13 protein-coding genes and 8 pseudogenes are annotated in these 21,413 nt (G+C 72.1%); 14 read left to right on the top strand and 7 right to left on the bottom strand.

Translation table 11 applies throughout. The features are described from left to right. Window positions 1-25 precede the first annotated feature (25 nt). From RBJ77_RS31505 to RBJ77_RS31490, 4 genes are all read right to left on the bottom strand, one after another. Window positions 26-1,357 carry a radical SAM protein gene (locus RBJ77_RS31505; RefSeq protein WP_372348072.1) on the bottom strand — a complete coding sequence of 444 codons (1,332 nt, stop codon included), beginning with the start codon at window positions 1,355-1,357 and terminating at the stop codon, window positions 26-28. A gap of 64 nt (window positions 1,358-1,421) precedes the next feature. Further along, the gene (locus tag RBJ77_RS31500) at window positions 1,422-2,111 is read right to left on the bottom strand and encodes a pyridoxamine 5'-phosphate oxidase family protein (protein ID WP_372348071.1); all 690 of its coding nucleotides are present in this window, start codon (window positions 2,109-2,111) and stop codon (window positions 1,422-1,424) included. Between the two features lie 36 nt (window positions 2,112-2,147). After that, entirely contained in the window at window positions 2,148-3,704 is a 1,557-nt protein-coding gene (locus tag RBJ77_RS31495; RefSeq protein ID WP_372348070.1) for a glycosyl hydrolase 53 family protein, read from the bottom strand. Between the two features lie 384 nt (window positions 3,705-4,088). Then, window positions 4,089-6,113: a beta-galactosidase gene (locus tag RBJ77_RS31490; protein ID WP_372348069.1), complete on the bottom strand. Its 2,025-nt coding sequence runs from the start codon at window positions 6,111-6,113 to the stop codon at window positions 4,089-4,091. A 172-nt stretch (window positions 6,114-6,285) separates the two neighbouring features. Here RBJ77_RS31490 and RBJ77_RS31485 point away from each other — a divergent pair, with 172 nt between their 5' ends. The 13 genes and pseudogenes from RBJ77_RS31485 to RBJ77_RS31425 all read left to right on the top strand — a co-directional run. After that, window positions 6,286-7,611 carry an ABC transporter substrate-binding protein gene (locus RBJ77_RS31485; protein WP_372348068.1) on the top strand — a complete coding sequence of 442 codons (1,326 nt, stop codon included), beginning with the start codon at window positions 6,286-6,288 and terminating at the stop codon, window positions 7,609-7,611. After that, window positions 7,608-8,534 (top strand): carbohydrate ABC transporter permease, encoded by a 927-nt coding sequence (locus RBJ77_RS31480; protein WP_372348067.1) that lies wholly within the window; start codon window positions 7,608-7,610, stop codon window positions 8,532-8,534. Before RBJ77_RS31485 ends, RBJ77_RS31480 begins: the two co-directional genes overlap by 4 nt. Next, the gene (locus RBJ77_RS31475; protein WP_372348066.1) at window positions 8,531-9,439 is read left to right on the top strand and encodes a carbohydrate ABC transporter permease; all 909 of its coding nucleotides are present in this window, start codon (window positions 8,531-8,533) and stop codon (window positions 9,437-9,439) included. Before RBJ77_RS31480 ends, RBJ77_RS31475 begins: the two co-directional genes overlap by 4 nt. After that, the gene (locus RBJ77_RS31470; RefSeq protein WP_372348065.1) at window positions 9,436-10,479 is read left to right on the top strand and encodes a LacI family DNA-binding transcriptional regulator; all 1,044 of its coding nucleotides are present in this window, start codon (window positions 9,436-9,438) and stop codon (window positions 10,477-10,479) included. The genes RBJ77_RS31475 and RBJ77_RS31470 overlap by 4 nt, the downstream gene beginning before the upstream one ends. A 181-nt stretch (window positions 10,480-10,660) precedes the next feature. Then, window positions 10,661-12,091: an endonuclease/exonuclease/phosphatase family protein gene (locus RBJ77_RS31465; RefSeq protein ID WP_372348064.1), complete on the top strand. Its 1,431-nt coding sequence runs from the start codon at window positions 10,661-10,663 to the stop codon at window positions 12,089-12,091. Between the two features lie 109 nt (window positions 12,092-12,200). Continuing rightward, a pseudogene (locus tag RBJ77_RS31460) lies at window positions 12,201-13,440 on the top strand (FAD-binding protein); the annotation flags it as partial. Between the two features lie 161 nt (window positions 13,441-13,601). Then, window positions 13,602-14,793 (top strand): annotated as a pseudogene (locus tag RBJ77_RS31455) (ROK family protein). Between the two features lie 158 nt (window positions 14,794-14,951). After that, a pseudogene (locus RBJ77_RS31450) lies at window positions 14,952-16,185 on the top strand (glycoside hydrolase family 2 TIM barrel-domain containing protein). Beyond that, window positions 16,154-16,729 carry a glycoside hydrolase family 2 TIM barrel-domain containing protein gene (locus RBJ77_RS31445; protein ID WP_372348063.1) on the top strand — a complete coding sequence of 192 codons (576 nt, stop codon included), beginning with the start codon at window positions 16,154-16,156 and terminating at the stop codon, window positions 16,727-16,729. The pseudogene RBJ77_RS31450 and the gene RBJ77_RS31445 overlap by 32 nt, the downstream one beginning before the upstream one ends. Continuing rightward, a pseudogene (locus RBJ77_RS31440) lies at window positions 16,641-17,204 on the top strand (beta-galactosidase); the annotation flags it as partial. The gene RBJ77_RS31445 and the pseudogene RBJ77_RS31440, both read left to right, overlap by 89 nt. Continuing rightward, window positions 17,138-17,548 (top strand): hypothetical protein, encoded by a 411-nt coding sequence (locus tag RBJ77_RS31435; protein WP_372348113.1) that lies wholly within the window; start codon window positions 17,138-17,140, stop codon window positions 17,546-17,548. The pseudogene RBJ77_RS31440 and the gene RBJ77_RS31435, both read left to right, overlap by 67 nt. Continuing rightward, window positions 17,439-17,681, top strand: a complete 243-nt coding sequence (locus RBJ77_RS31430; RefSeq protein ID WP_372348112.1) for a hypothetical protein — start codon at window positions 17,439-17,441, stop codon at window positions 17,679-17,681. The genes RBJ77_RS31435 and RBJ77_RS31430 overlap by 110 nt, the downstream gene beginning before the upstream one ends. 499 nt (window positions 17,682-18,180) lie before the next feature. Continuing rightward, window positions 18,181-18,355: pseudogene (locus RBJ77_RS31425) on the top strand (transcriptional regulator); the annotation flags it as partial. Between the two features lie 228 nt (window positions 18,356-18,583). Here the strand turns inward: RBJ77_RS31425 and RBJ77_RS31420 are convergent. Then, a pseudogene (locus RBJ77_RS31420) lies at window positions 18,584-18,954 on the bottom strand (hypothetical protein). A 130-nt stretch (window positions 18,955-19,084) separates the two neighbouring features. On the opposite strand from RBJ77_RS31420, the pseudogene RBJ77_RS31415 reads away from it, so the two are divergent. Further along, window positions 19,085-19,970, top strand: a pseudogene (locus tag RBJ77_RS31415) (sigma factor-like helix-turn-helix DNA-binding protein). Between the two features lie 12 nt (window positions 19,971-19,982). Here the strand turns inward: RBJ77_RS31415 and RBJ77_RS31410 are convergent. Continuing rightward, window positions 19,983-20,328, bottom strand: a pseudogene (locus RBJ77_RS31410) (SgcJ/EcaC family oxidoreductase); the annotation flags it as partial. 67 nt (window positions 20,329-20,395) lie between these two features. After that, entirely contained in the window at window positions 20,396-21,199 is an 804-nt protein-coding gene (locus RBJ77_RS31405) for a DUF4037 domain-containing protein (protein ID WP_372348062.1), read from the bottom strand. Window positions 21,200-21,413 lie beyond the last annotated feature (214 nt).

Raw genomic sequence — 21,413 nt, 5'->3', positions numbered from 1 at the left:
GCTCCTCTGATTCCGGGGGCAGAGGTTACGCCTGCGGCGTCTCGACCGCTTCCGAGTTCGGGGCCAGGCTGTCCATGAAGGAGCTGACCGAGAAGACGGCGCGGCCGGCGCCCGCGGGACCGTATCCGGGCGGGGACGACAGGCCGAACTCGTCCATCGTCGAGCGGTACGCGTCGAGCAGCCGGATGTGGTACTCCAGCGGCGCGCCGTTCGGGTTCTCCTTGCCGAGCGGCGTCGTCGGCTCCGGGCACCAGGTGGTGAAGCGCGGCGTGATGCCGTGCGACATGAAGAAGCGCAGGCCCTCCGTGGTGGAGGCGATGGCCTCGTCGACGGTCTTGAAGCCGAACGGCGCGGCCATCTCGACGCCCGCGACGAAGTTCGGGATCACGTTGCGCGCGCCGAAGACCTCGGTCGAGTCGAGGATGCGCTTGTGCCACTCGTCACGGCCGACGTACCGCTCCTTGCCGGGGCAGTACATCTTGAACAGGTACTCGTCCCACACCTCGAAGTTGGGGTGGTAGATCTGCACGCCGTAGTCCTTGAAGCGCTGCACGTCGTCCTTGGGCAGCGCCTGGGCGACGACCTTGCCGATCCAGCGCCCCGGGAAGTGCTCCTCGATGGCCTTGGCGTACCGGCCGTAGAAGTCCGCCTCGTCCAGGCCCTGGACCTTCGACGTGATCGCGCCGCCGGTGAGCGTGTACGCGGTGGACGCCTTCGCGGTGTCGTACTGGTCGATGATCGACAGCGCTTCGAGGACCTCGTCGACGTCCTTGACGCCCGTGTACGGGCGCCCCGCCGCCTTGTGCTGGCGCCAGTTGTGGTTGATGTCGCAGTACTGGCACTCCTCCTTGGCGCCGAAGTACTGGCAGACCCGGAACGCGGTCAGGTAGATCAGGTAGCCCCACTGGATCGTCGGGGCCACCTCCATGACCGACTTCCCGTTGGAGAGCTTGTGGCGGTAGTACTCCGGCATCGGCGGCACGCCCACGTCGGAGATGCGCTTGCCGTCGAGGTAGAGGCCGAGGACGCCGTCGTCGTTCGCCGCCACCCGGTACGGCGACGCCGGGTTCACGCGGACCGAGACGACGGTGCGGCGCAGGTCGTAGGGGCCGCCCGTGAGGACGATCTCCTCCGGCGGGCGGCGCAGCGCGGCCTCGCCGAGCTCGGGCAGCGTGCCGTGGTCGAAGGAGAAGATGAAGTACGACTTCGGCTTGACCTCGCCGTCCTCGTTGTCGCTGAGGGCCGACGGGTCGAACGCCACACCGCCCCGGAGCAGGTCCTCCTTGAAGACCGCTTCCTTGGGAACGTGCGGGAAGCGCTCCATCAGGTCCTCTACCAGCGCCGTACGGCTCTGCATCCCGTTGTCTCCTCGGATCGTCCTTCTGTGGTTCGACACCTCACGGTATGCCCCCGGTTGTCGCTCAGCCCTGCCGGGTCCCCGCTCGGGCCGCGATGTGGGCGGGCGCGGTGATGCCGGAGGGCAGCGCCGGGTCGGCGGTGGGGGCGCCCCAGCGGGAGGTCAGGGGCAGGGTGCCGGCCCACAGGCCCAGCTCGGCGTCGGCTGAGTCGGCGTCGTCCGGCGGGCCCGCGCTGATCTTGACGGAGGCCTCGTCGAGGGAGAGGGCGAGGACGGTCGTGGCGGCGAGTTCCTTGCGGTTCGGGCGGCGCGCATAGTCCCACTGGCCGGGGGCCGTGTGCTCGGTGAGGATGCGCAGCGCCTCCGTCTTCTCGGTGTCGTCGGTGATCCTGCGCGGCACGCCGTAGATCATCGCGCAGCGGTAGTTCACGCTGTGCTCGAAGACGGAGCGGGCCAGCACGACGGCGTCGACGTGGGTGACGGTGACGCATATGGGGGCGTCGGGGTCGGCGGCCAGGCTGCGGCTGGCCACCGACCCGTGCACGTACAGGTACCGCTCGTCACGGCCGTAGACGGTCGGGACGACCATGGGGCCGCCGTCGACGGTCACGCCCAGGTGGCAGACGAAACCCGTGTCGAGGATCACCTCGAGGTCCGTGCGCTCGAAGCTCGCCTTCTCCTTCATGCGGCGCAGCCGGGTGCGGTCCGTCGGCGTGAGGGTGCGGGAGGGCCCTGAGTGCGAGGAGTGCGTCATGCGCCGGAACAGTACTCCGGGGTGATCAAGCTGCCGTCACCGGTGCTTGAACCAGGCCTGCGCGTCCGTCGGCGCGCCGTCGTAGTCGAACAGGGCCTGGTTCTCCCACGCGTTGCCGCTGGACGGGTCCGTCGGGTCCCAGCCGTTGCCGGCGACGGCGGTCCAGGCGGCGTCCCACCAGTAGGCGCCCAGGCCGAGGCCGTTCGGGACGGCTTCGACGACGTTGAGCAGGTCGCGGAACCAGGCCGCCTGGCCGGCCTCCGTGGCGGGGTACCCGGACACCAGCTCGGAGTCCAGGTCGATCACGTTCTCCCAGCCGTCGTCGCCGCTCAGGGTGAACGGGTAGGCGGTCTCGGCGACGTACAGCGGCTTTCCGTAGCGGGTGGCGAGGTCGTCGGTGTTGGCCTGGAGGTCGGAGAGGGCGCCGTGCCAGTAGCCGTAGAAGGACAGGCCGATGACGTCGAAGGGGACGCCGTGGGAGACGGCGTTGTCGAACCAGGTGCGGTAGAGCGCGTTGTCGCCGCCGTTGGCGAGGTGGAGGGCGACCTTGGTGGACGAGGAGACGGCCTTGGCGGCGTTCGCGCCGGACGTCAGCAGGCCCGCGAGCTGGGACCAGTTGGCGGTGGATCCGGTCGGCCAGAGCAGGCCCGCGTTCAGCTCGTTGCCGATCTGCACCATGTCGGCGGTGGTGCCCTGCGCCTTGAGGGCGTCGAGGACGTCGTACGTGTGGTCGTAGACGTCCGTCCTGAGCTGGGCGGTCGTGTGGCCCGACCAGGCCGAGGGGATCGTCTGGGCGCCCGGGTCGGTCCAGGTGTCGGAGTAGTGGAAGTCGACGAGGAGCTTCAGGCCCGCGGCCTTGACGCGCTTGGCCACGGCGAGGGTGCGGGCCTTGTCGCAGTAGCCGTCGGCGGGGTTCACCCAGACGCGGAGGCGGGCGTGGTTCATGCCGGCGGCGGCGAGCACGGCGATCGCGTCCGCGGTGGCGCCGGACGCGGTGCGGTAGACGGCGCCCTTGTCCTCGTTCTTCTTCAGTGACGAGATGTCAGCACCCTTGATGGCGAGGCCGGTTGAGCCCGAGGTGAGGGTGATGTCGTCGAAGTTGGCCCAGTTGCCCGCGTTCGCGTCGGAGACGAGCCGGATCGTGACCGTGCCGTCGGTGACGGCGACTGAGGTGACGAGGCGGATCCACGCGCCGTTCGGGGTGGGCGGCAGGTCCGTGCGCTGCTCGCCCGTGGCGCCCTTGAGGGCGAGGTAGGCGGCGTTCTGGCCGCCGCTGGAACGCACCCAGGCGGTCAGTCTGTACGTGCCGTTGGTGAGGCCGGTGAGGTACTGGTACGTCTCTACCTTGTAGGCCGACGCGGACCAGTGGGCGAGGCGGTGGCCGCCGCTGTGGCCGCCGGCCTCGGCGTAGGCGGCGGAGGTGGTGCCGTAGTGCGTCCAGCCGGTGACGCCGCTCTCGAAGCCGCCGTTGGTCAACGTGGCTGCCGCTGACGCGTGTTGGGTGGGCAGGGTCAGGGTCGCGGCGCCCGCGAGTGCGGCTGCCAGGACGGCTCTGCGGGTGGTGGTGGCGCGTGGTCCAAAGGTGCCGTGCATCGTCGATGTCCCTTCGGTCGGGCGTCTGCCGTGTTGCCGTGTGTTCTTCGGATGCGGGCCGGTGGGGGCTGGTCGCGCAGTTCCCCGCGCCCCCACAAACACGGCTTCGCGCCGCGGGCACCGCTGTGTATCGCCGGGTGCGGGTTTCGTCGTGGCTGGTCGCGCAGTTCCCCGCGCCCCTGGAGGTGCGCACTTCGTGCGCCACCTCCATCAGGAGAAGGCCGCAGACCTTCAGGGGAAAGCGCGGCGAAGCCGCAGCTTTCAGGGGCGCGGGGAACTGCGCGAGAAGCCCCACCGGACCCGCAGACACAGTCGTCTCTTCAGGGGCTCGGGGAACTGCGCGAGAAGCCCCCGCCGGACCCGCCCCGGCCACCCGCGGCGGAGTTACGGCGCGACGTCCAGCCGCACCACACGCACCGCCCCGCCCGGCACCCCCACCTGCCCGGACACCCGCTCCCCGGTGAGGAGTTCGGTGCCGTGCGCGGGAACCTTGACGTCGTCCCCGGTGTGGTTGATCGCGAAGACGTACGTGCCGGAGGCACCCGCGCGCGTCACGACCTCCACGTCCCGCGGCACCTCGGGCCGCGCCTCGACCCCGGCGTCGTCGCCCGCCGCACCGAGGACCACGTCGAGCGCCGCCGCGGGCAGCCGCGTGGAGACGTACCAGGCCGTGCCCGCGCCGAAGCGGTGCCGGGTGACGGCCGGGCGGCCCGCCGCGAGGCCGTCCGCGTACGTCCAGACGGTCTCGGCCCCGCGGGGCACGACGAACTCCGTCCAGACGTCGCCGGTCAGCTCGGCCCCGTCGGGCCCGGACAACCGGACCGTCTCCCCCGCGAGGAGCGGCGAGAACTCCTCGACGGTGAGCCCGAGCACGTCACGGAAGGCACCCGGGTACGGGCCCTCGTGGACGGCGTCGTGCTCGTCGACGATGCCGGAGAAGTAGGAGACGACGAGCGTGCCGCCGTTCTCGACGTACTCGCGGAGGTTCAGGGCGGCAGCCTCCGTCGCGAGGTAGAGCGCGGGGACGACGACCATCGGGTAGGCCGACAGATCGGCCTCCGGGTGCGCGAAGTCGACCGTGAGGTGGCGGTCGTAGAGGGCCTCGTAGTACGTGTCGGCGCGCTCGCGGGCGTCGTGGTCCTCGCTGGGGCGCCACTCCAGGCTCTGCGCCCACCACGACTGCCAGTCCCAGAGCACGGCGACGTCGGCGACCGTGCGGGTCCCCTCGATGTCCGCCAACTCGCCGATGGAGGCGCCCAGTTCGCAGACCTCGCGCCAGACCCGGGAGTCGGTCCCGGCGTGCGGCAGCATCGACGAGTGGAACTTCTCGGCGCCGCGCCGGGACTGCCGCCACTGGAAGAACATGGCGCCCTCGGAGCCGCGGGCCACGTGGCCGAGGGAGTTGCGGGCCATCTGGCCGGGGGCCTTGGCCGGGTTGCGGGCCTGCCAGTTCACGCCGGACGTGGAGTGCTCCAGGAGCAGCCAGGGGTCGCCGCCCGCCACGGACCGGGTCAGGTCGGCGGCCATCGCCAGGTTCACGTGCGTACGGCGGCCGTCGGTGATCAGGTAGTGGTCGTTGGTGACGATGTCGACCTCGCGGCCCCAGGCCCAGTAGTCGACGGAGTCGCACTGGCTGAGGGCGGTCATGAAGTTGGTGGTGACCGGGATGCCGGGGGCGAGGCGGTGCAGGACGTCGCGCTCGCGCACGAAGTTCTCGCGCATGGTGGCGTCGGCGAAGCGCCTGTGGTCGAGCTTCTGGGCCGGGTTGCCGACGGTGGGGGTCAGGCGCGGCGGGTCGATCTCCTCGAACGAGCCGTAGCGCTGGCCCCAGAACGCGGTGCCCCAGGCGTGGTTGACGTGCTCCACGGTGCCGTACGTCGCGGCGAGCCAGCGCCGGAAGTGGGCGGCGCAGTTCTCGCAGTAGCAGGCGCTGACCGGGACGCCGTACTCGTTGTGGACGTGCCACATCACGACCGCCGGGTGCTTGCCGTAGCGGCGGGCGAGCTGCTCGGTGATGCGGGTGGCGGCGTCCCGGTAGGCCTGGTTGCTGTGGCAGATGGCGCCGCGCGAGCCGAAGGCGAGGCGGGTGCCGTCCTCGGTGACGGGGAGGGCGTCGGGGTTCTTGTCGTAGAACCACTTGGGCGGGGCGACGGTGGGGGTGCCGAGGTCGACCCGGATGCCGTTCTCGTGCAGCAGGTCGACGATCCGGTCGAGCCAGCCGAAGTCGTACGTGCCGGGCGCCGGTTCGAGCAGGGCCCAGGAGAAGATCCCGACGCTCACCGTCGTCACGCCGGCCTCCCGCATGAGGCGGACGTCCTCGTGCCACACGGATTCCGGCCACTGCTCGGGGTTGTAGTCGCCGCCGAAGGCGAGCCGCGCCATGAGGTACCCCCAAGGGAGATCGATCATTTTGGGAACGTGCACACACTCTGACGGCGGCACTGAGCCAACATAACCGCAGAGCAACAACCATTGACAAGTGTCCAGGATGTTTCTCTACTGTGAACGCTCACAGAGCCTGAACCATACGGCCACCGTCCAGTTCCCCGGTCAGGGACTTCGGTCAGGGAGACATCCAGCCATGCCATTCACGAAGCAGCACCGCCGCCTCGTCGCCACCGCCACGGCGGTCGTCCTCGGCGCCTCGGCACTCGCCGCCTGCGGCTCGTCCGACGACAGCGACACCCAGGACGCCTCCGGTCCGGCGAACCTGACGTACTGGACCTGGACCCCGAACATGGACAAGGTCGTCGACCTGTGGAACGAGGGGCCGGGCAAGAAGCAGCAGATCAAGGTCACCGTCAAGAAGCAGGCGTCCGGTGACACCCTGGTCACCAAGATCCTGACCGCGCACAAGGCGCAGAAGGCGCCCGACCTGGTGCAGGCCGAGTACCAGGCCCTGCCGACCCTCGTCAGCAACGACGCCCTCGCCGACATATCGGGCGACGCCGGCGACCTGAAGGGGAAGTTCGCGGACGGCATCTGGCAGCAGGCCACCCTGGGCACGGACGCGCTGTACGCGATCCCGCAGGACTCGGGGCCGATGATGTTCTACTACCGCGCGGACCTGTTCAAGAAGTACGGGCTCAAGGTTCCCGGCACCTGGGACGAGTTCGCCGAGACCGCCCGCGCGCTGAAGAAGAAGGCCCCGGACAAGGACCTGACGACCTTCTCCGCCAACGACTCCGGGCTGTTCGCGGGCCTCGCCCAGCAGGCGGGCGCGAAGTGGTGGACCGCCTCCGGCGACAAGTGGAAGGTCGGCATCGACGACGCGGCGACGAAGAAGGTCGCCGACTTCTGGGGCGGGCTCGTCAAGGAGGGCGCCGTCGACAACCAGCCGATGTACACCCCGGCCTGGAACAAGGCGCTCAACACCGGCAAGCAGATCGCCTGGGTCTCCGCCGTGTGGGCGCCGGGCACGCTGACCACCGCCGCGCCCGACACCAAGGGAAAGTGGGCCATGGCCCCGCTCCCCCAGTGGGACGCCTCGTCGAACGCGACCGGCAGCTGGGGCGGTTCGTCGACCGCCGTCACGACCGACAGCAAGCACCGGGCGGCCGCCGCGAAGTTCGCCGCGTGGCTCAACACCGACAAGGCGGCGCTGACCGCGCTCGCGAAGGAGAGCGGCATCTACCCGGCCGCCACGGACGCCCAGCTCAGCGGCGCGTTCCAGGAGCCGCCGGCGTACTTCTCGAACCAGGCCGACTTCTACCCGCAGGCCCAGAAGATCGCGAAGACGACCGCGCCCGCGGCCTGGGGCCCGAACGTGAACGTCGCGTACGCCACCTTCAAGGACGCCTTCGCCGCCGCCGCGAAGAACAGGTCGGACTTCGGCGCCGCTCTCACGAAGATGCAGGACGCGACCGTCGCCGACATGAAGAAGCAGGGCTTCGAGGTCGCCGAGTGACCTCGCGCAAGACCCGGCAGTCGTACGGGGTCAGGAGCGCCCCGTACGGCTTCCTCCTTCCCGCCGGGATCCTCTTCGCGCTCTTCTTCGCGCTGCCCATCGGGTACGCGGTCTGGCTCAGCCTGCACAAGGTCGAGGTCAAGGGCCTCGGCCTCGGCCGGGGCGCCCGCTCCGAGGTGTGGGCGGGCCTGGCCAACTACACCGACGCGCTCACCGACTCCGAGCTGCTGCACGGCGCGCTGCGCATCCTCGGCTACGGAGCGATCGTCGTCCCGGTGATGCTCGGCCTCGCGCTGGTCTTCGCGCTGATGCTGGACGCGGACCGGGTGCGCCTGGCCCCGTTCACCCGGCTGGCGATCTTCCTGCCGTACGCGATCCCGGGCGTGGTGGCGGCGATGATGTGGGGCTTCCTGTACCTGCCGGACGTCAGCCCCTTCTACTTCGTCCTCGACAGGCTGGGCCTGCCGCAGCCGGACCTGCTGGACGGCGGCCCGCTGTACGGGGCGATGGCGAACATCGCGGTCTGGGGCGGCACCGGCTTCAACATGATCGTGATCTACACGGCGCTGCGCGCGATCCCCGCCGAGGTCTACGAGGCGGCGCGGCTCGACGGCTGCTCCCAGTTCCAGATCGCGCTGCGCGTCAAGATCCCGATGGTGGCGCCCTCGCTGGTCCTGACGGCCTTCTTCTCGATCATCGCGACGCTCCAGGTCTTCAACGAGCCGACGACCCTGAAGCCGCTCACCAACGCCCTGTCCACGACGTGGAGCCCGCTGATGGGTGTCTACCAGGACGCGTTCGTGAAGGGCGACATCTACGCGGCCGCCGCCACCGCGGTGCTCATCGCGGTCGTGACCCTCGTCCTCTCCTTCGGGTTCCTGCGCGCCGCGAACTCCCGTACCAAGCAGGAGGAAGCCCGATGAGCTCATCCGTCGCCGTCCGCGAGGCGGCTCCCGCCGCGGGCACCACGCCCGGCACCACGCAGGCGCCGCCGCTGCGCCGCCGGATCGCCCTGGCCCCGACGGCCGTGCTGCTCCTCGGGGCCCTGTACTGCCTGCTGCCCGTTGCGTGGGTGGTGATCGCGTCGACGAAGTCGGGCAGCGAGCTCTTCTCCAGCTTCACGTTCCTGCCCGGCTCCGGCTTCACCGACAACCTCAAGGACCTGTCGGCGTACCGGGACGGCGTCTACTGGAAGTGGATGGCGAACTCGGCGCTGTACGCGGGGGTGGGCGCGCTCCTGTCGACGGCGGTGTCGGCGCTGAGCGGCTACGCCCTCGCGGTGTACCGCTTCCGCGGCCGCGAGTCGATCTTCAACGTGCTGATGGCGGGGGTGCTGATGCCGCCGGTGATCCTGGCGGTCCCCCAGTACCTGCTCCTCGCGAAGGCCGACCTGACCGACTCGTACCTGTCGGTGCTGCTGCCGCTCGTCCTCTCCCCGTACGGCATCTACCTCGCGCGGATCTACGCCGCCGCCGCCGTGCCGCCCGACGTGGTGGAGGCGGGCCGGATGGACGGGGCCGGCGAGTGGCGGATCTTCACGCGGGTCGCGCTGCCGATGATGGTGCCGGGCCTGGTGACGGTGTTCCTGTTCCAGTTCGTCGCGGTCTGGAACAACTTCCTGCTCCCCTACATCATGCTCAGCGACGACGAGAAGTTCCCGATCACGCTCGGTCTGTTCACGCTCCTCGAACAGGGCGCGAACACACCGGCGCTGTACACGCTGGTGATCACCGGCGCGTTCCTGGCGATCGTTCCGCTCATCGCGCTGTTCCTGGTGATCCAGCGGTTCTGGAGCCTCGACCTGCTGTCGGGGGCCGTAAAGTCATGACCATGAGCACCACGGGGGGCGGTCGGCGACGGCCGCCGACGATCCACGACGTGGCGCGCGAGGCGGGCGTCTCGCGCGGCACGGTCTCACGCGTCCTGAACGGCGGGCACTACGTCAGCCCGGCGGCGCAGGAAGCGGTCAACGCGGCGATCCGCAAGACGGGTTACGTGGTGAACCGGCATGCGCGGTCCCTCATCACCGGGCGGTCCGACTCGGTCGGCTTCCTGCTGACGGAGCCCCAGGAGAAGTTCTTCGAGGACCCCAACTTCAACGTGCTGCTGCGGGGTTGCACGTCGGCGCTGGCCGCGCACGACATTCCGCTGCTGCTGATGATCGCGGGGACGCCGGACGAGCGGCGCCGCATCACCCGCTACATCACGGCGGGCCACGTCGACGGGGTGCTGCTCGTCTCGTCCCACTCCGGCGACCCGGTCGCGGCCGAACTCCGCGAGGCGGGCGTGCCGTTGGTGTCCTGCGGCAAGCCGATCGGGCCCGGTTCGTCGGCGTCGAAGGTCAGCTACGTCGCGGCGGACGACCGGGACGGGGCGCGGGACATGGTGCGCCACCTGCTGTCGCTCGGCCGCCGCCGCGTCGCCACAGTGGCGGGGCCGCTGGACCTGCCGGGCGGCGTGGACCGGCTCGCCGGGTACCGCGAGGTGCTCGCGGAGGCCGGGCTCCCGGTCGACGAGGACCTGATCGTGTCCGGTGACTACAGCCGGGCGGGCGGCGAGGCCGCCGCGGCCCGACTCCTCGACCGTGCACCGGACTTCGACGCCGTGTTCGTCGCCTCCGACCTCATGGCGCAGGGCGTGATGTCGGCGCTCCAGAAGGCCGGCCGGCGGGTTCCGGAGGACGTCGCGGTGGGCGGCTTCGACGACTCGCCTGCGGCGCTGACGACGGAGCCCGCGCTCACGACGATCCGGCAGCCTTGGGATCGGATCAGTGCGGAGATGGTGCGGGTGCTGCTGGCGCAGATCGGGGGGGAGGATCCGGCGGCCGTGATTCTTCCTACGGAGTTGGTCCGGCGGGAGTCGGCGTAGGCCGTGTCCGGGCGGGGGCGCATCGGGGGCTGCCCGGTCGGGGTGCGTCGGCGGCTGTCGGGCGGTGGGGGTTCTCGCGCCGTTCCCCGCGCTCCTGATGGGGCGCGCCCCGTACAACCCTTCGGCCTCGTCCCGGGTCCCACTCCAGGCTCATACGTACCTTCGACCGGAGTGGATCCACGTGAAGAGACGAGTACAGACCCTTGCCGCGCTGCTCGGTGTGCTGCTGGCGTTCGTGGGGGTGGTGAGCGTGCCGTCGGCGCAGGCGGCCGACATCCTCACGCAGAAGTCGGCCGGCCGGAAGTTCACGCTCCAGTCGAAGGCCGCGAGCGACAGGGCGGGCAAGCCCGTCTGCGTCTCCGCCGAAGTGGAGGACGCCGGGAACCAGAACGGCAAGCTGCGGGCGCGCACGGACTGCTCGGCGGCGGGCTCGTGGGAGACGTTCACCCTGCACACCGACGACTCGGGCGCACACACCGCGCTGCGCTCCGAGGCCAACGGCCTGTACGTGTCGGCGGAGTTCCACGACGCCGACAACCACTTCGGCATGCTCCGGGCCCGGCAGGACGGCAGCATCGGCGGCTGGGAGCGGTTCGACCTGGTGCCGCAGGCCGGCGGCTGGTACGCGCTGCGCTACACGTTCACCGAAGGCGGCGTCACCTCGCGCTACTACGTCTCGTCCGAGATCAACGACTCGGGCACCGACGAAGGGCTGCTGCGCGCCCGCTCGACCACGACGCCCGGCTCCTGGGAACTGTTCCGCCTCGCCGAGGTGACGCCGTCGTCGGCGCCGCCCGCGGCGGCCGCCACCCCGGCCCGCTCCCTCCACGCCCTGACCTGGAACGTGTGCGCCAACAACGGCAGTTGCCCGATGTACGCGTACACCACCGACCAGTTCGCCGCCGCGGTCGCGCAGCGCGCGGTGGACGCGCAGGCCGACGTGGTCCTCTTCCAGGAGTTCTGCGAGAAGCTCGCCAAGCCCCTGGAGCAGCAGCTCGAAGCGCGCCTCGACGGCGGCGCCGACACCTGGGACGTACGGTTCGCCCCCATCCAGTACCAGATCGCGGGGACGGACACGTGGGCGCAGAAGACGTGCGCGAAGAACCGGGGCGCCTACGGGGTCGCGGTCGCCGTACCCGCCGAGAACACCTGGTACCGGGCCGTCGAGCTGGCCTCCCCACAGGGCAAGGAGCGGCGGACGGCGCTGTGCGCGGCGGTGCCGTCGTGGTCGGTGATGGCGTGTTCGGCGCACTTCAGCACCGGTGGCGCCGGCTACGACGACCCGGAGCGCGACGACCAGAGCAGGCAGGCCGCGTTCCTGGCCACGGAGGTCGCCAGGTACAGCGGCTACCGGCCGGTCTTCGGCGGCGACCTCAACGCCACCCCGACCGTCACCCCGACGGGCAGCACGGTGCCGGTCCTCCAGCCGCTGTACGACGCCTACAAGGAGTGCGACGAGCCCGCCGACCGGCCCACGAAGGGCTCGATCAAGCTCGACTACCTCTTCGCGCCCGGCAGCGCGACGTGGAGCGGCTGCACGATCGGCTCGGACACGGGCAACCCGTCCGACCACCGGCCGGTCCGGGGCACGGTCACGCTCCCCGCGCGGTAGCCCCGCGCACGGAGCCGGCCGCGGCAGTGCCCTTCGACACGGCACGAGGGCTCCCGGCGCCCGTCGTGATCCAATCGGCGGTAGGCCGACCTCGCAGAAAGGCAGTGCCGTGCGCGACACCGCATCCACCGCGCCCACCAACTGGGCGCGCAACATCACCTTCTCCACCGCCGGACTGCACCGCCCTGGACTCCGTCGACGCGCTGCGTGCGCTGGTCGCCAGGAGTCCGCACATACGGGTTCTGGGCAGCGGTCACTCGTTCAACCGGATCGCCGACGTGGACGCGGACCGGGACGGCGTCCTCGTGTCGCTGGCCGCGCTGCCCGGCGGCATCGAGATCGACACCGAGGGGCGGACCGTCCGGGTGGGCGGCGGCGTGCGCTACGCCGAGCTGGCCGCGCGGCTGCACGAGCACGGGCTCGCCCTGCCGAACATGGCGTCGCTGCCGCACATCTCGGTCGCCGGGTCCGTGGCGACGGGCACGCACGGTTCCGGCAACGCCAACCGGTCGCTGGCCGAGGCCGTGCGCGCCGTGGAGATCCTCACCGGGGACGGCGAGACGGTGACGCTGGCGCGCGGCGACGCCGGGTTCGAGGGCGCCGTCGTCTCGCTCGGCGCCCTCGGCGTGGTGCTGGCGCTCACGCTCGACGTGCAGCCCTCCTTCGACGTGGCCCAGTCCGTCTTCGGGCAGCTTCCCTTCCAGGGTCTCGACTTCGCGGCGGTCTCGTCGGCCGCGTACAGCGTCAGCCTGTTCACCACGTGGCGGGCGCCGCGGTTCGACCAGGTGTGGGTGAAGCAGCGGCAGCCCGCGGGCCTCGACTTCCCGTGGGCCGAGCCCGCCGTCGAGGCGCAGCACCCGGTGCCCGGATGGACGCCGTGCACTGCACCGAGCAGTTCGGGGTGCCGGGCCCTGGCACGAGCGGCTGCCGCACTTCCGGGCCGGTTTCACCCCAGCAACGGCGACGAGCTGCAGTCGGAGTACCTGCTGCCGCGCGAGCACGCCGTGGCCGCGCTGCACGCCCTCGACGCCGTCCGCGACCGGATCGCACCGGTGCTCCAGGTGCTGCGAGGTGCGGACCGTGGCGGCGGACACGCAGTGGCTGAGCCCGGCGTACGGCAGGGACACGGTCGCCTTCCACTTCACGTGGGTGGCGGACACGGAGCGGGTGCTGCCCGTCGTGTCGCTGGTCGAGGACCGGCTGAGCGCGTTCTCCCCCGGCCGCACTGGGGGAAGGTGTCTCACCGCCGATCCGGCCCGGCTCGCCGACCGCTATCCGCACGCCGCGGACTTCGCCGCGCTCGTGCGGCGGCTCGATCCGGCGGGAGGTTCAGCAACGCGTTCGTGCGGCGCTGCTGCCCCGCTGACCCGTCCGGGGACACACCGGTCCGTTGGACTTTCGCGCGGGTCCTTGACCGGTCGAGCAGGACTTTCGTGCGACCTGTTGGACTTCCCTCACCACTTCTTCAACCCTCTGTCGAAGTCGTGACGGGCCTCCTAGCGTGAGGCCCATGAAGCGCACGTCCCGCGGCGCATCAGTGACCGCGAACCGGTACGAGGTGCTGCGGCACTGCTTCGGCCGGCCCGCGGTCTCCCGCCGGGAACTGGCGGCGGCGACCGGGCTGAGTCCGGCGGCGACGGTCGCCACGCTCGTCGGGGAGCTGGCCGGGCTCGGGATCCTCAACGAGGTCGGTTTCCAGGACTCGGCTCGGCGGCCGGCCGCGCGGCCTGGTCGCGGTGGCCGCGGGGCACGGCGCACTGATCGGCGTGGACGTCGCGGAGACGTACGTGCACGCCGAACTGTTCGACCTCGCGCTGAACGTGGTGGCGCGCGCCGACCGGAGCTGCGGCCCGGCACGCACCGCCCCGATCAGATCGTCGCCGTGATCGCCGGCGCCGTCGCCACCGTGCGGGAACAGGGCGCGGGCGACGGCCGGGTGCTGGGCGTGGGCGTGCGTGCATGCCGCTCGTCGACCGGCGGGACGGTGCGTCCGTGTACGCGAACTGGGACTGGCACGACGTCCCGCTGCGCGGCTCCTCGCCGAGCACGTCGACCTGCCGCTGTACCTGACAATCCGCCGCGCGCCTGCACCGTCGCCGAGCTGTGTGGTTCGGTGCGGCGCGCGGCTGCGACGACGCGGTCGTGGTGAACCTCGGCACGGGGGTCGGCGCGTCTCGCCTCGGCGGCGCGCTGCACCGCGGGGTCACCAACGGCGCGGGCGAGTGCCACACCACGCTGGTCCTCGACGGCCGGCCGTGCCACTGCGGCGACCGCGGCTGCGTGGAGGCGTACGTCGGAGCGCCCGGCATCATGCGCAGCCTCCGTGAGCTGTACCCGGGGTCCCCCTTGCTGCACCCGACGACCAGACCGCCACGATCGCCGCGCTCGCCGACGCGGCGGCCGAGGGCTCGCCGCCGGCCCTCGACGTCCTGCGGGAGACCGCCCGCCATCTCGGCCCGGCCGTCGCCGACCTCGTCAATCTGCTCGATCCCGAGGTCGTCGTCCTCAGCAGCTGGGTCGCGGGCCGGCTCGGCGGACCTCTCCTGACCGAGAGGTCCGCCGGGCCGTGGCCCGCGCACGCGCTTGCGGGTCCGGGCGCGGCGACCCGCATCGTCCTCAGTCCGATCCCCACCGACCCGGTGAGCCTCGGCGCGGCCACGTTCGCGCTCGAAGGGGCACTCGCCGCACCGGTGCGCGCCTGACCGTCCCGCCCCACCGTCCCGCCCGACCGGCTCCGACCTGGGAGACCCATGTCCTCTGCACACGCGTACGTCACCGATCCCCTGCCCGGCAGCGGCGCGCTGCCGCCCCGCGCCTGGTACGCCGGGTCCTCCGCGGACTCGCTCTCGCTGAACGGCACGTGGCGGTTCCGGCTGTCGCCGACCGTCGACGCGCCGAGGACGAGTCGTTCGCCGCCGAGGGCTACGACGCCACGGGGTGGGCGGAGGTCGCGGTGCCCGGGCACTGGGTCCTCCAGGGCGACGGGGCGCACGGCTCGCCCGTCTACACGAACCACCTGTACCCCTTCCCGGTCGACCCGCCGCACGTGCCGACGGAGAACCCGACCGGCGACCACCTGCGCACGTTCGACCTGCCGGCGGCGTGGCCGGGCGACGGCGGCGCCGTGCTGCGCTTCGACGGGGTCGAGTCGTGCGCCCGCGTGCTGGCTCAACGGCACGGAGCATCGGCGAGTTCAAGGGCAGCCGGCTGCCGCACGAGTTCGCGGTCGGCCACCTCACTGAAGCCGGCCGGGAACGTGCTGGCGGTCCGCGTCCACCAGTGGTCGTCCGGTTCCTATCTGGAGGACCAGGACCAGTGGTGGCTGCCCGGCATCTTCCGGGACGTGACGCTGCTGCACCGCCCGGCGGGCTGCGCCCTGGACTTCTTCGCGCACGCCTCGTACGACCACACGTCCGGCCTGGGCACGCTGCGCGTCGACAGCGACGTGGACGGCCGGGTCACCGTGCCGGAGCTGGGCGTCGACGTCGCCACGGGCGAGCCGGTCACGGTGCCCGTGGAGCCGTGGACGGCGGAGACGCCGCGCCTGTACGACGGCGTCCTGGACACCGGCGGCGAGCGCGTGCCGCTGCGCGTCGGCTTCCGCACGGTCGTCCTCGACGACGGCCTGATCAAGGTCAACGGCACCCCCGTCCTCTTCAAGGGCGTGAACCGGCACGAGTGGCATCCGCGGCACGGCCGGGCCCTGACCTCGACACGATGCGCCGGGACGTCGAGCTGATGAAGCGGCACAACGTCAACGCGGTCCGCACCTCCCACTACCCTCCGCACCCCGCCTTCCTCGACCTGTGCGACGAGTACGGCCTGTGGGTGATCGACGAGTGCGACCTGGAGACGCACGGCTTCGTCGAGCGGGCTGGCGCGACAATCCCGTCGACGACGACCGCTGGACCCCGGCGCTCCTCGACCGCGCCGCGCGCATGGTGGAGCGCGACAAGAACCATCCGTCGGTCGTGCTGTGGTCGCTCGGCAACGAGGCGGGCACCGGACGCGAGCTGACCGCGATGGCTCGAGTGGATCAGGGGCCGCGACCCCGAGCGCCTGGTGCACTACGAGGGCGACCTCAACTGCCGTGACACGGACGTCTACGCACGGATGTACTCCGACCACGCCGAGGTCGAGCGGATCGGCCGTGGGGTCTGGACGGCGGCTCCCGAGCGGCGCCGGGCGCTGCCGTTCATCCTGTGCGAGTACGCGCACGCGATGGGCAACGGCCCCGGCGGACTCGCCGACTACCAGCGCCTGTTCGAGAAGTACGAGCGGTTGCAGCGCGCGCGTTCGTGTGGGAGTGGATCGACCACGGCATCGAGGACGAGCGGTTCGGCTTCGCGTACGGCGGTGACTTCGGCGAGGGCTGCACGACGGCAACTTCGTCTGCGACGGGCTGCTGTTCCCCGACCGGACGCCGTCGCCGGGCCTCGTCGAGTTCAAGAAGGTCGTCGAGCCCGTGCACATCGCCGTCGACGGTCCGGCGGCCACGGTGCGCGTCACGAACCGCTTCGACTTCCGGGACCTGTCCCACCTGTCGTTCGTGTGGTCGCGCGAGGCCGACGGCGCACCGGTGCGGGAGGGCGCGCTGTCGGTGCCGCCGCTCAGGGCCGGGCGAGTCGGCCGAGGTGAAGCTGCCGAGCCGGCCGCCGACGGGCTGTGGACGGTGCGGGCGCTGGAGGCGGACGGTCACGAGGTGGCGTGGGGCCAGTCGGCGTCCGCCCCGACTCCCGCCCCCGCGGCGGTGCCCGAGGCCCGGCCGGTCCTGGACGGGCGACGGATCACGCTCGGCCCGGCCGCCGCTTCGACGCGCGCACCGGCGGCTGCGCTCGGTCGGCGGTGTCGAGGTGATCGCCCGCGCCTGGACGTGTGGCGGGCGCCCACGGACAACGACAACGGGGCGAGCTGGCAGGGCGGTGAGCGGCTCGGCCTGCTGTGGCGGGAGTTCGGTCTGCACCGGATGCGGCACCGGGTGGACGGCGTCGAGCCGGGCGACGACGCACTGACCGTGCGCACCCGGGTGGCGCCCGCGGGCGCGACATCGGCACTGCGCGCGGTCTACCGCTGGACCGCCGACGAGCACCGTCTCCGGCTCACGGTGTCCGTGGTGCCGGACGGCGACTGGCGGCTGCCGCCGCCCCGGCTCGGCGTGCGGTTCGGGGCTGCCGGGCGGCGCCGACGGGCCCGGTCAGCTGGTTCGGCGGCGGTCCCGGCGAGGCGTATCCCGACACGAGGGCGGCGGCGCGCCTGGGCCGCTGGACGTCCGACGTCGACGCGTTGCGGACGCCGCACGATGCGGCCGCAGGAGAACGGGGCGCGGGCGGACGTCCGTTGGGCCGAGATCGGGGGTCTGCGGATCGACGGCGACCCCGCGTTCTGGTTCACGGCCCGCCGCTGGACGACCGAGCAGCTGGACGCGGCCGAGCACCGCGGCGACCTCGTCCCCGGTGACACGGTGTGGGTCAGCCTCGACCACGCCCACCAGGGCATCGGCTCCCAGTCCTGCGGTCCCGGCGTGCTGCCGCAGTACCGGCTGACGCCGTCCCCGGCCCGGTTCACCTTCACGTTCACCGCACGGGACTGACGGCGCCCGCACGTGACGGGCGGCGCGGTCGCCGCTGCTTCAGACCGCGCCGCTCCAGGACGTCGGCGCACCGCTCCGGCACCGCGTAGGCCTTGAGCTGATCTTGCCCTCCGGGATGGGCCGGGCCGCGTCCGCCGCGCGTTCCTCGTTCGATGCCGTCCGCGATCTCCTCGCAGTCCACGGCGTACGTGCCCGAGGGCGCGGGCGAGGGTCCGGCGGCCCGGACTGCCTTGTGACGAAGGGGATTCGAGGGCGGCCGTCGCCGCGATCCCGGCCACGCACAGTCCGGCCCAGACCGCGACGGCCCAGCGACGTCCTGCCACGACTCCCCTGTTCGCCGATCACTTCTGGCCCCCGGCCGACGGCGGGTCGAGCCCCGCGCCCGCCCGGTTCCGGCAGCCGCTCGCCGCGCTGGTCCGTCACCTCGACGCGCAGGCTCCGGTCACCATACGCGAGCTGCCGCACCCGGGCGTCCGGCTTCATCGTCGACGAGCACGTCCTCCTGCGCGGGGTCCATGCGGGGCTGAGCGGCCCGATGCAGCTCCTGGAGACCCTGGGGAACCAGTGGTTCGGATATCCCGAAGGGCAGGAGACAGGGACAGCTGATCACCGTCCCCGCAACCATCAGTGCGCTCCAGATGCGGTATGCGAAACTGCGGACGCAGGCCCTCACTAACGTTGAGGACTTCCTGGCCGCCTACCGCGCGGCGGGCGGCCCGGCCGTCGTCGACGCGGCCGGACGGCGCCGCATCGCGCTCTACCAGGCGTACCTGTACCTGATCATGTGGGTGGAGGCGGTGCCCCGGCAATACGGCGCCGAGCGCCTCGACCGGCTGCGCCGGAAGGTCGTCGCGCCGCTGACCGCCCTGCTCGACGACCTCGACGGCCGGTGAGCGCGGGCGTCAGGGGCGCCGGACCAGCGCGAGCAGGCTGAGGCCGAACATCAGGACGCCCAGCGGGAGATGGACCGACGGGACGTGCGCGATGCCGAGCACGACCTGGACCGAGGCGAGGGCGAGGAAACCGGACGCGTACCAGACGGGGCGCGGCGAGCCGCCGCCCGGCTTCCACGCCAGGACCGCCGCGAGGACGTACAGCATCGACGCCGCGTACATCACCCGGGCTCCGACGCTGTGCAGCGTCTCCCGTAGGACGAGGTCAGCAGCAGTCCGGCGGAGACCGCCTGGAGGAAGATCGTCAGGGTCTGCAAGCCGACCGCGATCTGGAGGAACGGGACGCCGCGCCGTGCCGCTGTCGTCGCCTGGGTCGCCATGTCGGGTCCTCTTCTCCGCCGCGGTGGGCCGTAGATCGATAAGGTCTCACCAGGCCGACGACACGGGCCTGCGAAGGTAAGGCGAGGGGGCGGCGGGGCATGCGGGCGGCGGGGCGGGCCCACCGAGGACATAGCCGGTGAGCGGGGTCCAGCTGGTCAATGTGGCCTACCGGTTGCTCGGTTCGCTGGCCGAGCCGAGGACGCCGATGCGGAGGCGTACGCCCGCTGGTACGCGCAGCCGCCGGGCCGGCGCGCGGAGATCGGGTCGCCGGGCGCCTGGCTGACGACGGTGACCGGCCGGATCTGTCTGGACGTGCTCGGCTCGGCGCGGGCCCGGCAGGGAGCGCTACGTCGGCGCGTGGCTGCCCGAGCCGCTGCCGGACCGCGCCGAGGAGGGCCAGGGCCGGGGCGCCGATCCCGCGGACCAGATGGTCCTGGACGAGTCCGTGACCATGGCCTTCCTCGTCGTCCTGGAGTCGATGACGCCCGCCGAGCGGGTGGCGTTCGTCCTGCACGACGTCTTCCGCTATCCGTTCGCGGAGATCGCCGGGATCGTCGGCCGGACCCCCGCCGCGTGCAAGCAGCTGGCGTCGTCCGCGCGGCGGCGGGTGACGGCCGGGCGGGGCACGGAGCCGGCGGGCGCAGGCAGGCGGACGCGGTGCGCACAGGGTCAAGGCGGCGTGGGAGAGCAAGGACATCGCGGCGCTCGTCGACCTGCTCGACCCGGCGGCCGTGATGAGCCGCCGACGGCGGTGGGCTCGCGCGGTGCGGCGCTCCGCCCGATCGAGGGCGGCGCGCGCATCGCCCAGTACATGGTCGCCATCGCCGACAAGGCACCGGGCCTGGAACTCCTGGTGCGGTCGGTCGGCGGGACGCCGGGTCTGGTGGCCCGGCGCGACGCGGTGTCGTCCTGACGGTCGCGGCGTTCGACGTCACCGCGACGGCCGGTCGCCCGGATCTGGGCCGTCCGCAGCCCGGAGAAGCTGCGGCCGTGGCTGGCGGACGCGGCCGTCTAGCCGGCGTGCACCTCAGGTGTTCTGAGCGGCGTGCAGCAGCCACCGGCCGTCGTCCTGCCGGGTCGCTGACGTAGAGCGGAGCGCCCTCGGTGTCGCCGTCCGGTGAGTGGTACACCTGGCGGACCTTGACGGCCGCGACGTCGGGGGCCAGCAGCTGGGCGTGCACCACCTCGTAGCTGACGTCGCCGTCCCAGCTCGCGTTCGGCAGCACGGCGCGGGTGAAGTCGGCGATCGCGTCGAAGCCGATGAGGACCTTTCCGTGGGCGGTCGTCCAGAGGGCGTCGGGGTGGAACAGGGCGAGGAAGCCCTCGGCGTCCTTGTCCCGCTGGGTGCGTTCGACGGTGGCGACGACGTCCTCGAGATGCGGTGACGTCCTCGGCCGTGATGGTTCTGGTGTCGGTGGTCATGCGGATCACTCTGGTACCTCAAGTCGACTTGAGGTCAAGCTGGTCGATGCTGTCGACCCACTGGTCCACGGAGCCCGTCAACGGCCGGTCGCGCAGGAGCCGGTTCGGTGACGGTCGCCGCCAGGGCCCGTACGAAGCGGTCCGCGTGCAGGACCCGGAAGGGGCGGGAGTGGTAGGGACGGCAGGACGGGTCGACCGGTTCGGTGAGGCCGGTGGCGTTCTGCAGCGCGGCCACCGTCTCGTACGCCTCGCGCAGCCTGCTCTCCCGGTCGGGTACGTCGTCGCGGCGAGCGCGCCGCGCAGGACCGGCGTCAGCCGTCCGGCGACGGGCAGCCGGGCGAAGGCCGTGCCGAGCCACTTGGCGTACGGGGCGTAGCGGCGGTCGACGAGCAGGCAGAGCCGCATCAGGTCCCGGACCAGGCGGGCCGCGACGACGGCCGAGCCGAGGTCGTCGCCGACCTCCGCGCGGCGCCCGACGAACGCCTCCTCCTGGGAGATCCGCTGCCACTGGCAGGCCAGCGAGATGGCGCCACACCTCGTCCGGGTACCGGGCGAGCCGGGCGCGGCCGCGGTGAGGGTGCCGGGGCCGTCGTGGAAGACGGCGCCCGCCGTCGTCTCCAGGAGCCGCTGCTGCGGTACGGCCAGCCAGTCGGCCGGGCCCAACTCGGCGGTGGCGCTGCCCACCTGGCGCCGCAGCCAGCTCCCGGTGCCGTCCACCGAGACCCGGTGGTCGACCGGCCCGTCGGTCGCCGTCATGTGGCCGGAGACCGGGTCGAGCTCGCTGCCCGCGTCGGTGCGGAAGTGGGTGGGCCAGCCGCGCACGTGCTAGGAGCCGCTCGGCCAGCAGCTCGCGGATCGCGGGCCCGAGCGCGGCGGCGTCGGCGTCCGCGAGGAACAGGTTCAGCCGTGGGCCCCACTCGTGGTCCGTCGGCGGGCCGTGTCGAACGAGCACCTCCGAGCCGGAGCCGACCCGGGCGGCCGCGTACGCGAGACCCGGGTAGGCGGCGTCGAGGACCGGGCGCACCTCCTCGTAGAG

Source organism: Streptomyces sp. KL116D, assembly GCF_030766975.1.
Taxonomy (GTDB): domain Bacteria; phylum Actinomycetota; class Actinomycetes; order Streptomycetales; family Streptomycetaceae; genus Streptomyces; species Streptomyces longispororuber_A.
This window is presented reverse-complemented; position numbering and strand designations above follow the sequence as displayed.

Coding starts and splice junctions, on each gene's coding strand:
- RBJ77_RS31500 (WP_372348071.1), bottom strand. CDS start 2,111: ATGACGCACTCCTCGCACTCAGGGCCCTCCCGCACCCTCACGCCGACG.
- RBJ77_RS31485 (WP_372348068.1), top strand. CDS start 6,286: ATGCCATTCACGAAGCAGCACCGCCGCCTCGTCGCCACCGCCACGGCG.
- RBJ77_RS31505 (WP_372348072.1), bottom strand. CDS start 1,357: ATGCAGAGCCGTACGGCGCTGGTAGAGGACCTGATGGAGCGCTTCCCG.
- RBJ77_RS31495 (WP_372348070.1), bottom strand. CDS start 3,704: ATGCACGGCACCTTTGGACCACGCGCCACCACCACCCGCAGAGCCGTC.
- RBJ77_RS31490 (WP_372348069.1), bottom strand. CDS start 6,113: ATGATCGATCTCCCTTGGGGGTACCTCATGGCGCGGCTCGCCTTCGGC.
- RBJ77_RS31475 (WP_372348066.1), top strand. CDS start 8,531: ATGAGCTCATCCGTCGCCGTCCGCGAGGCGGCTCCCGCCGCGGGCACC.
- RBJ77_RS31470 (WP_372348065.1), top strand. CDS start 9,436: ATGACCATGAGCACCACGGGGGGCGGTCGGCGACGGCCGCCGACGATC.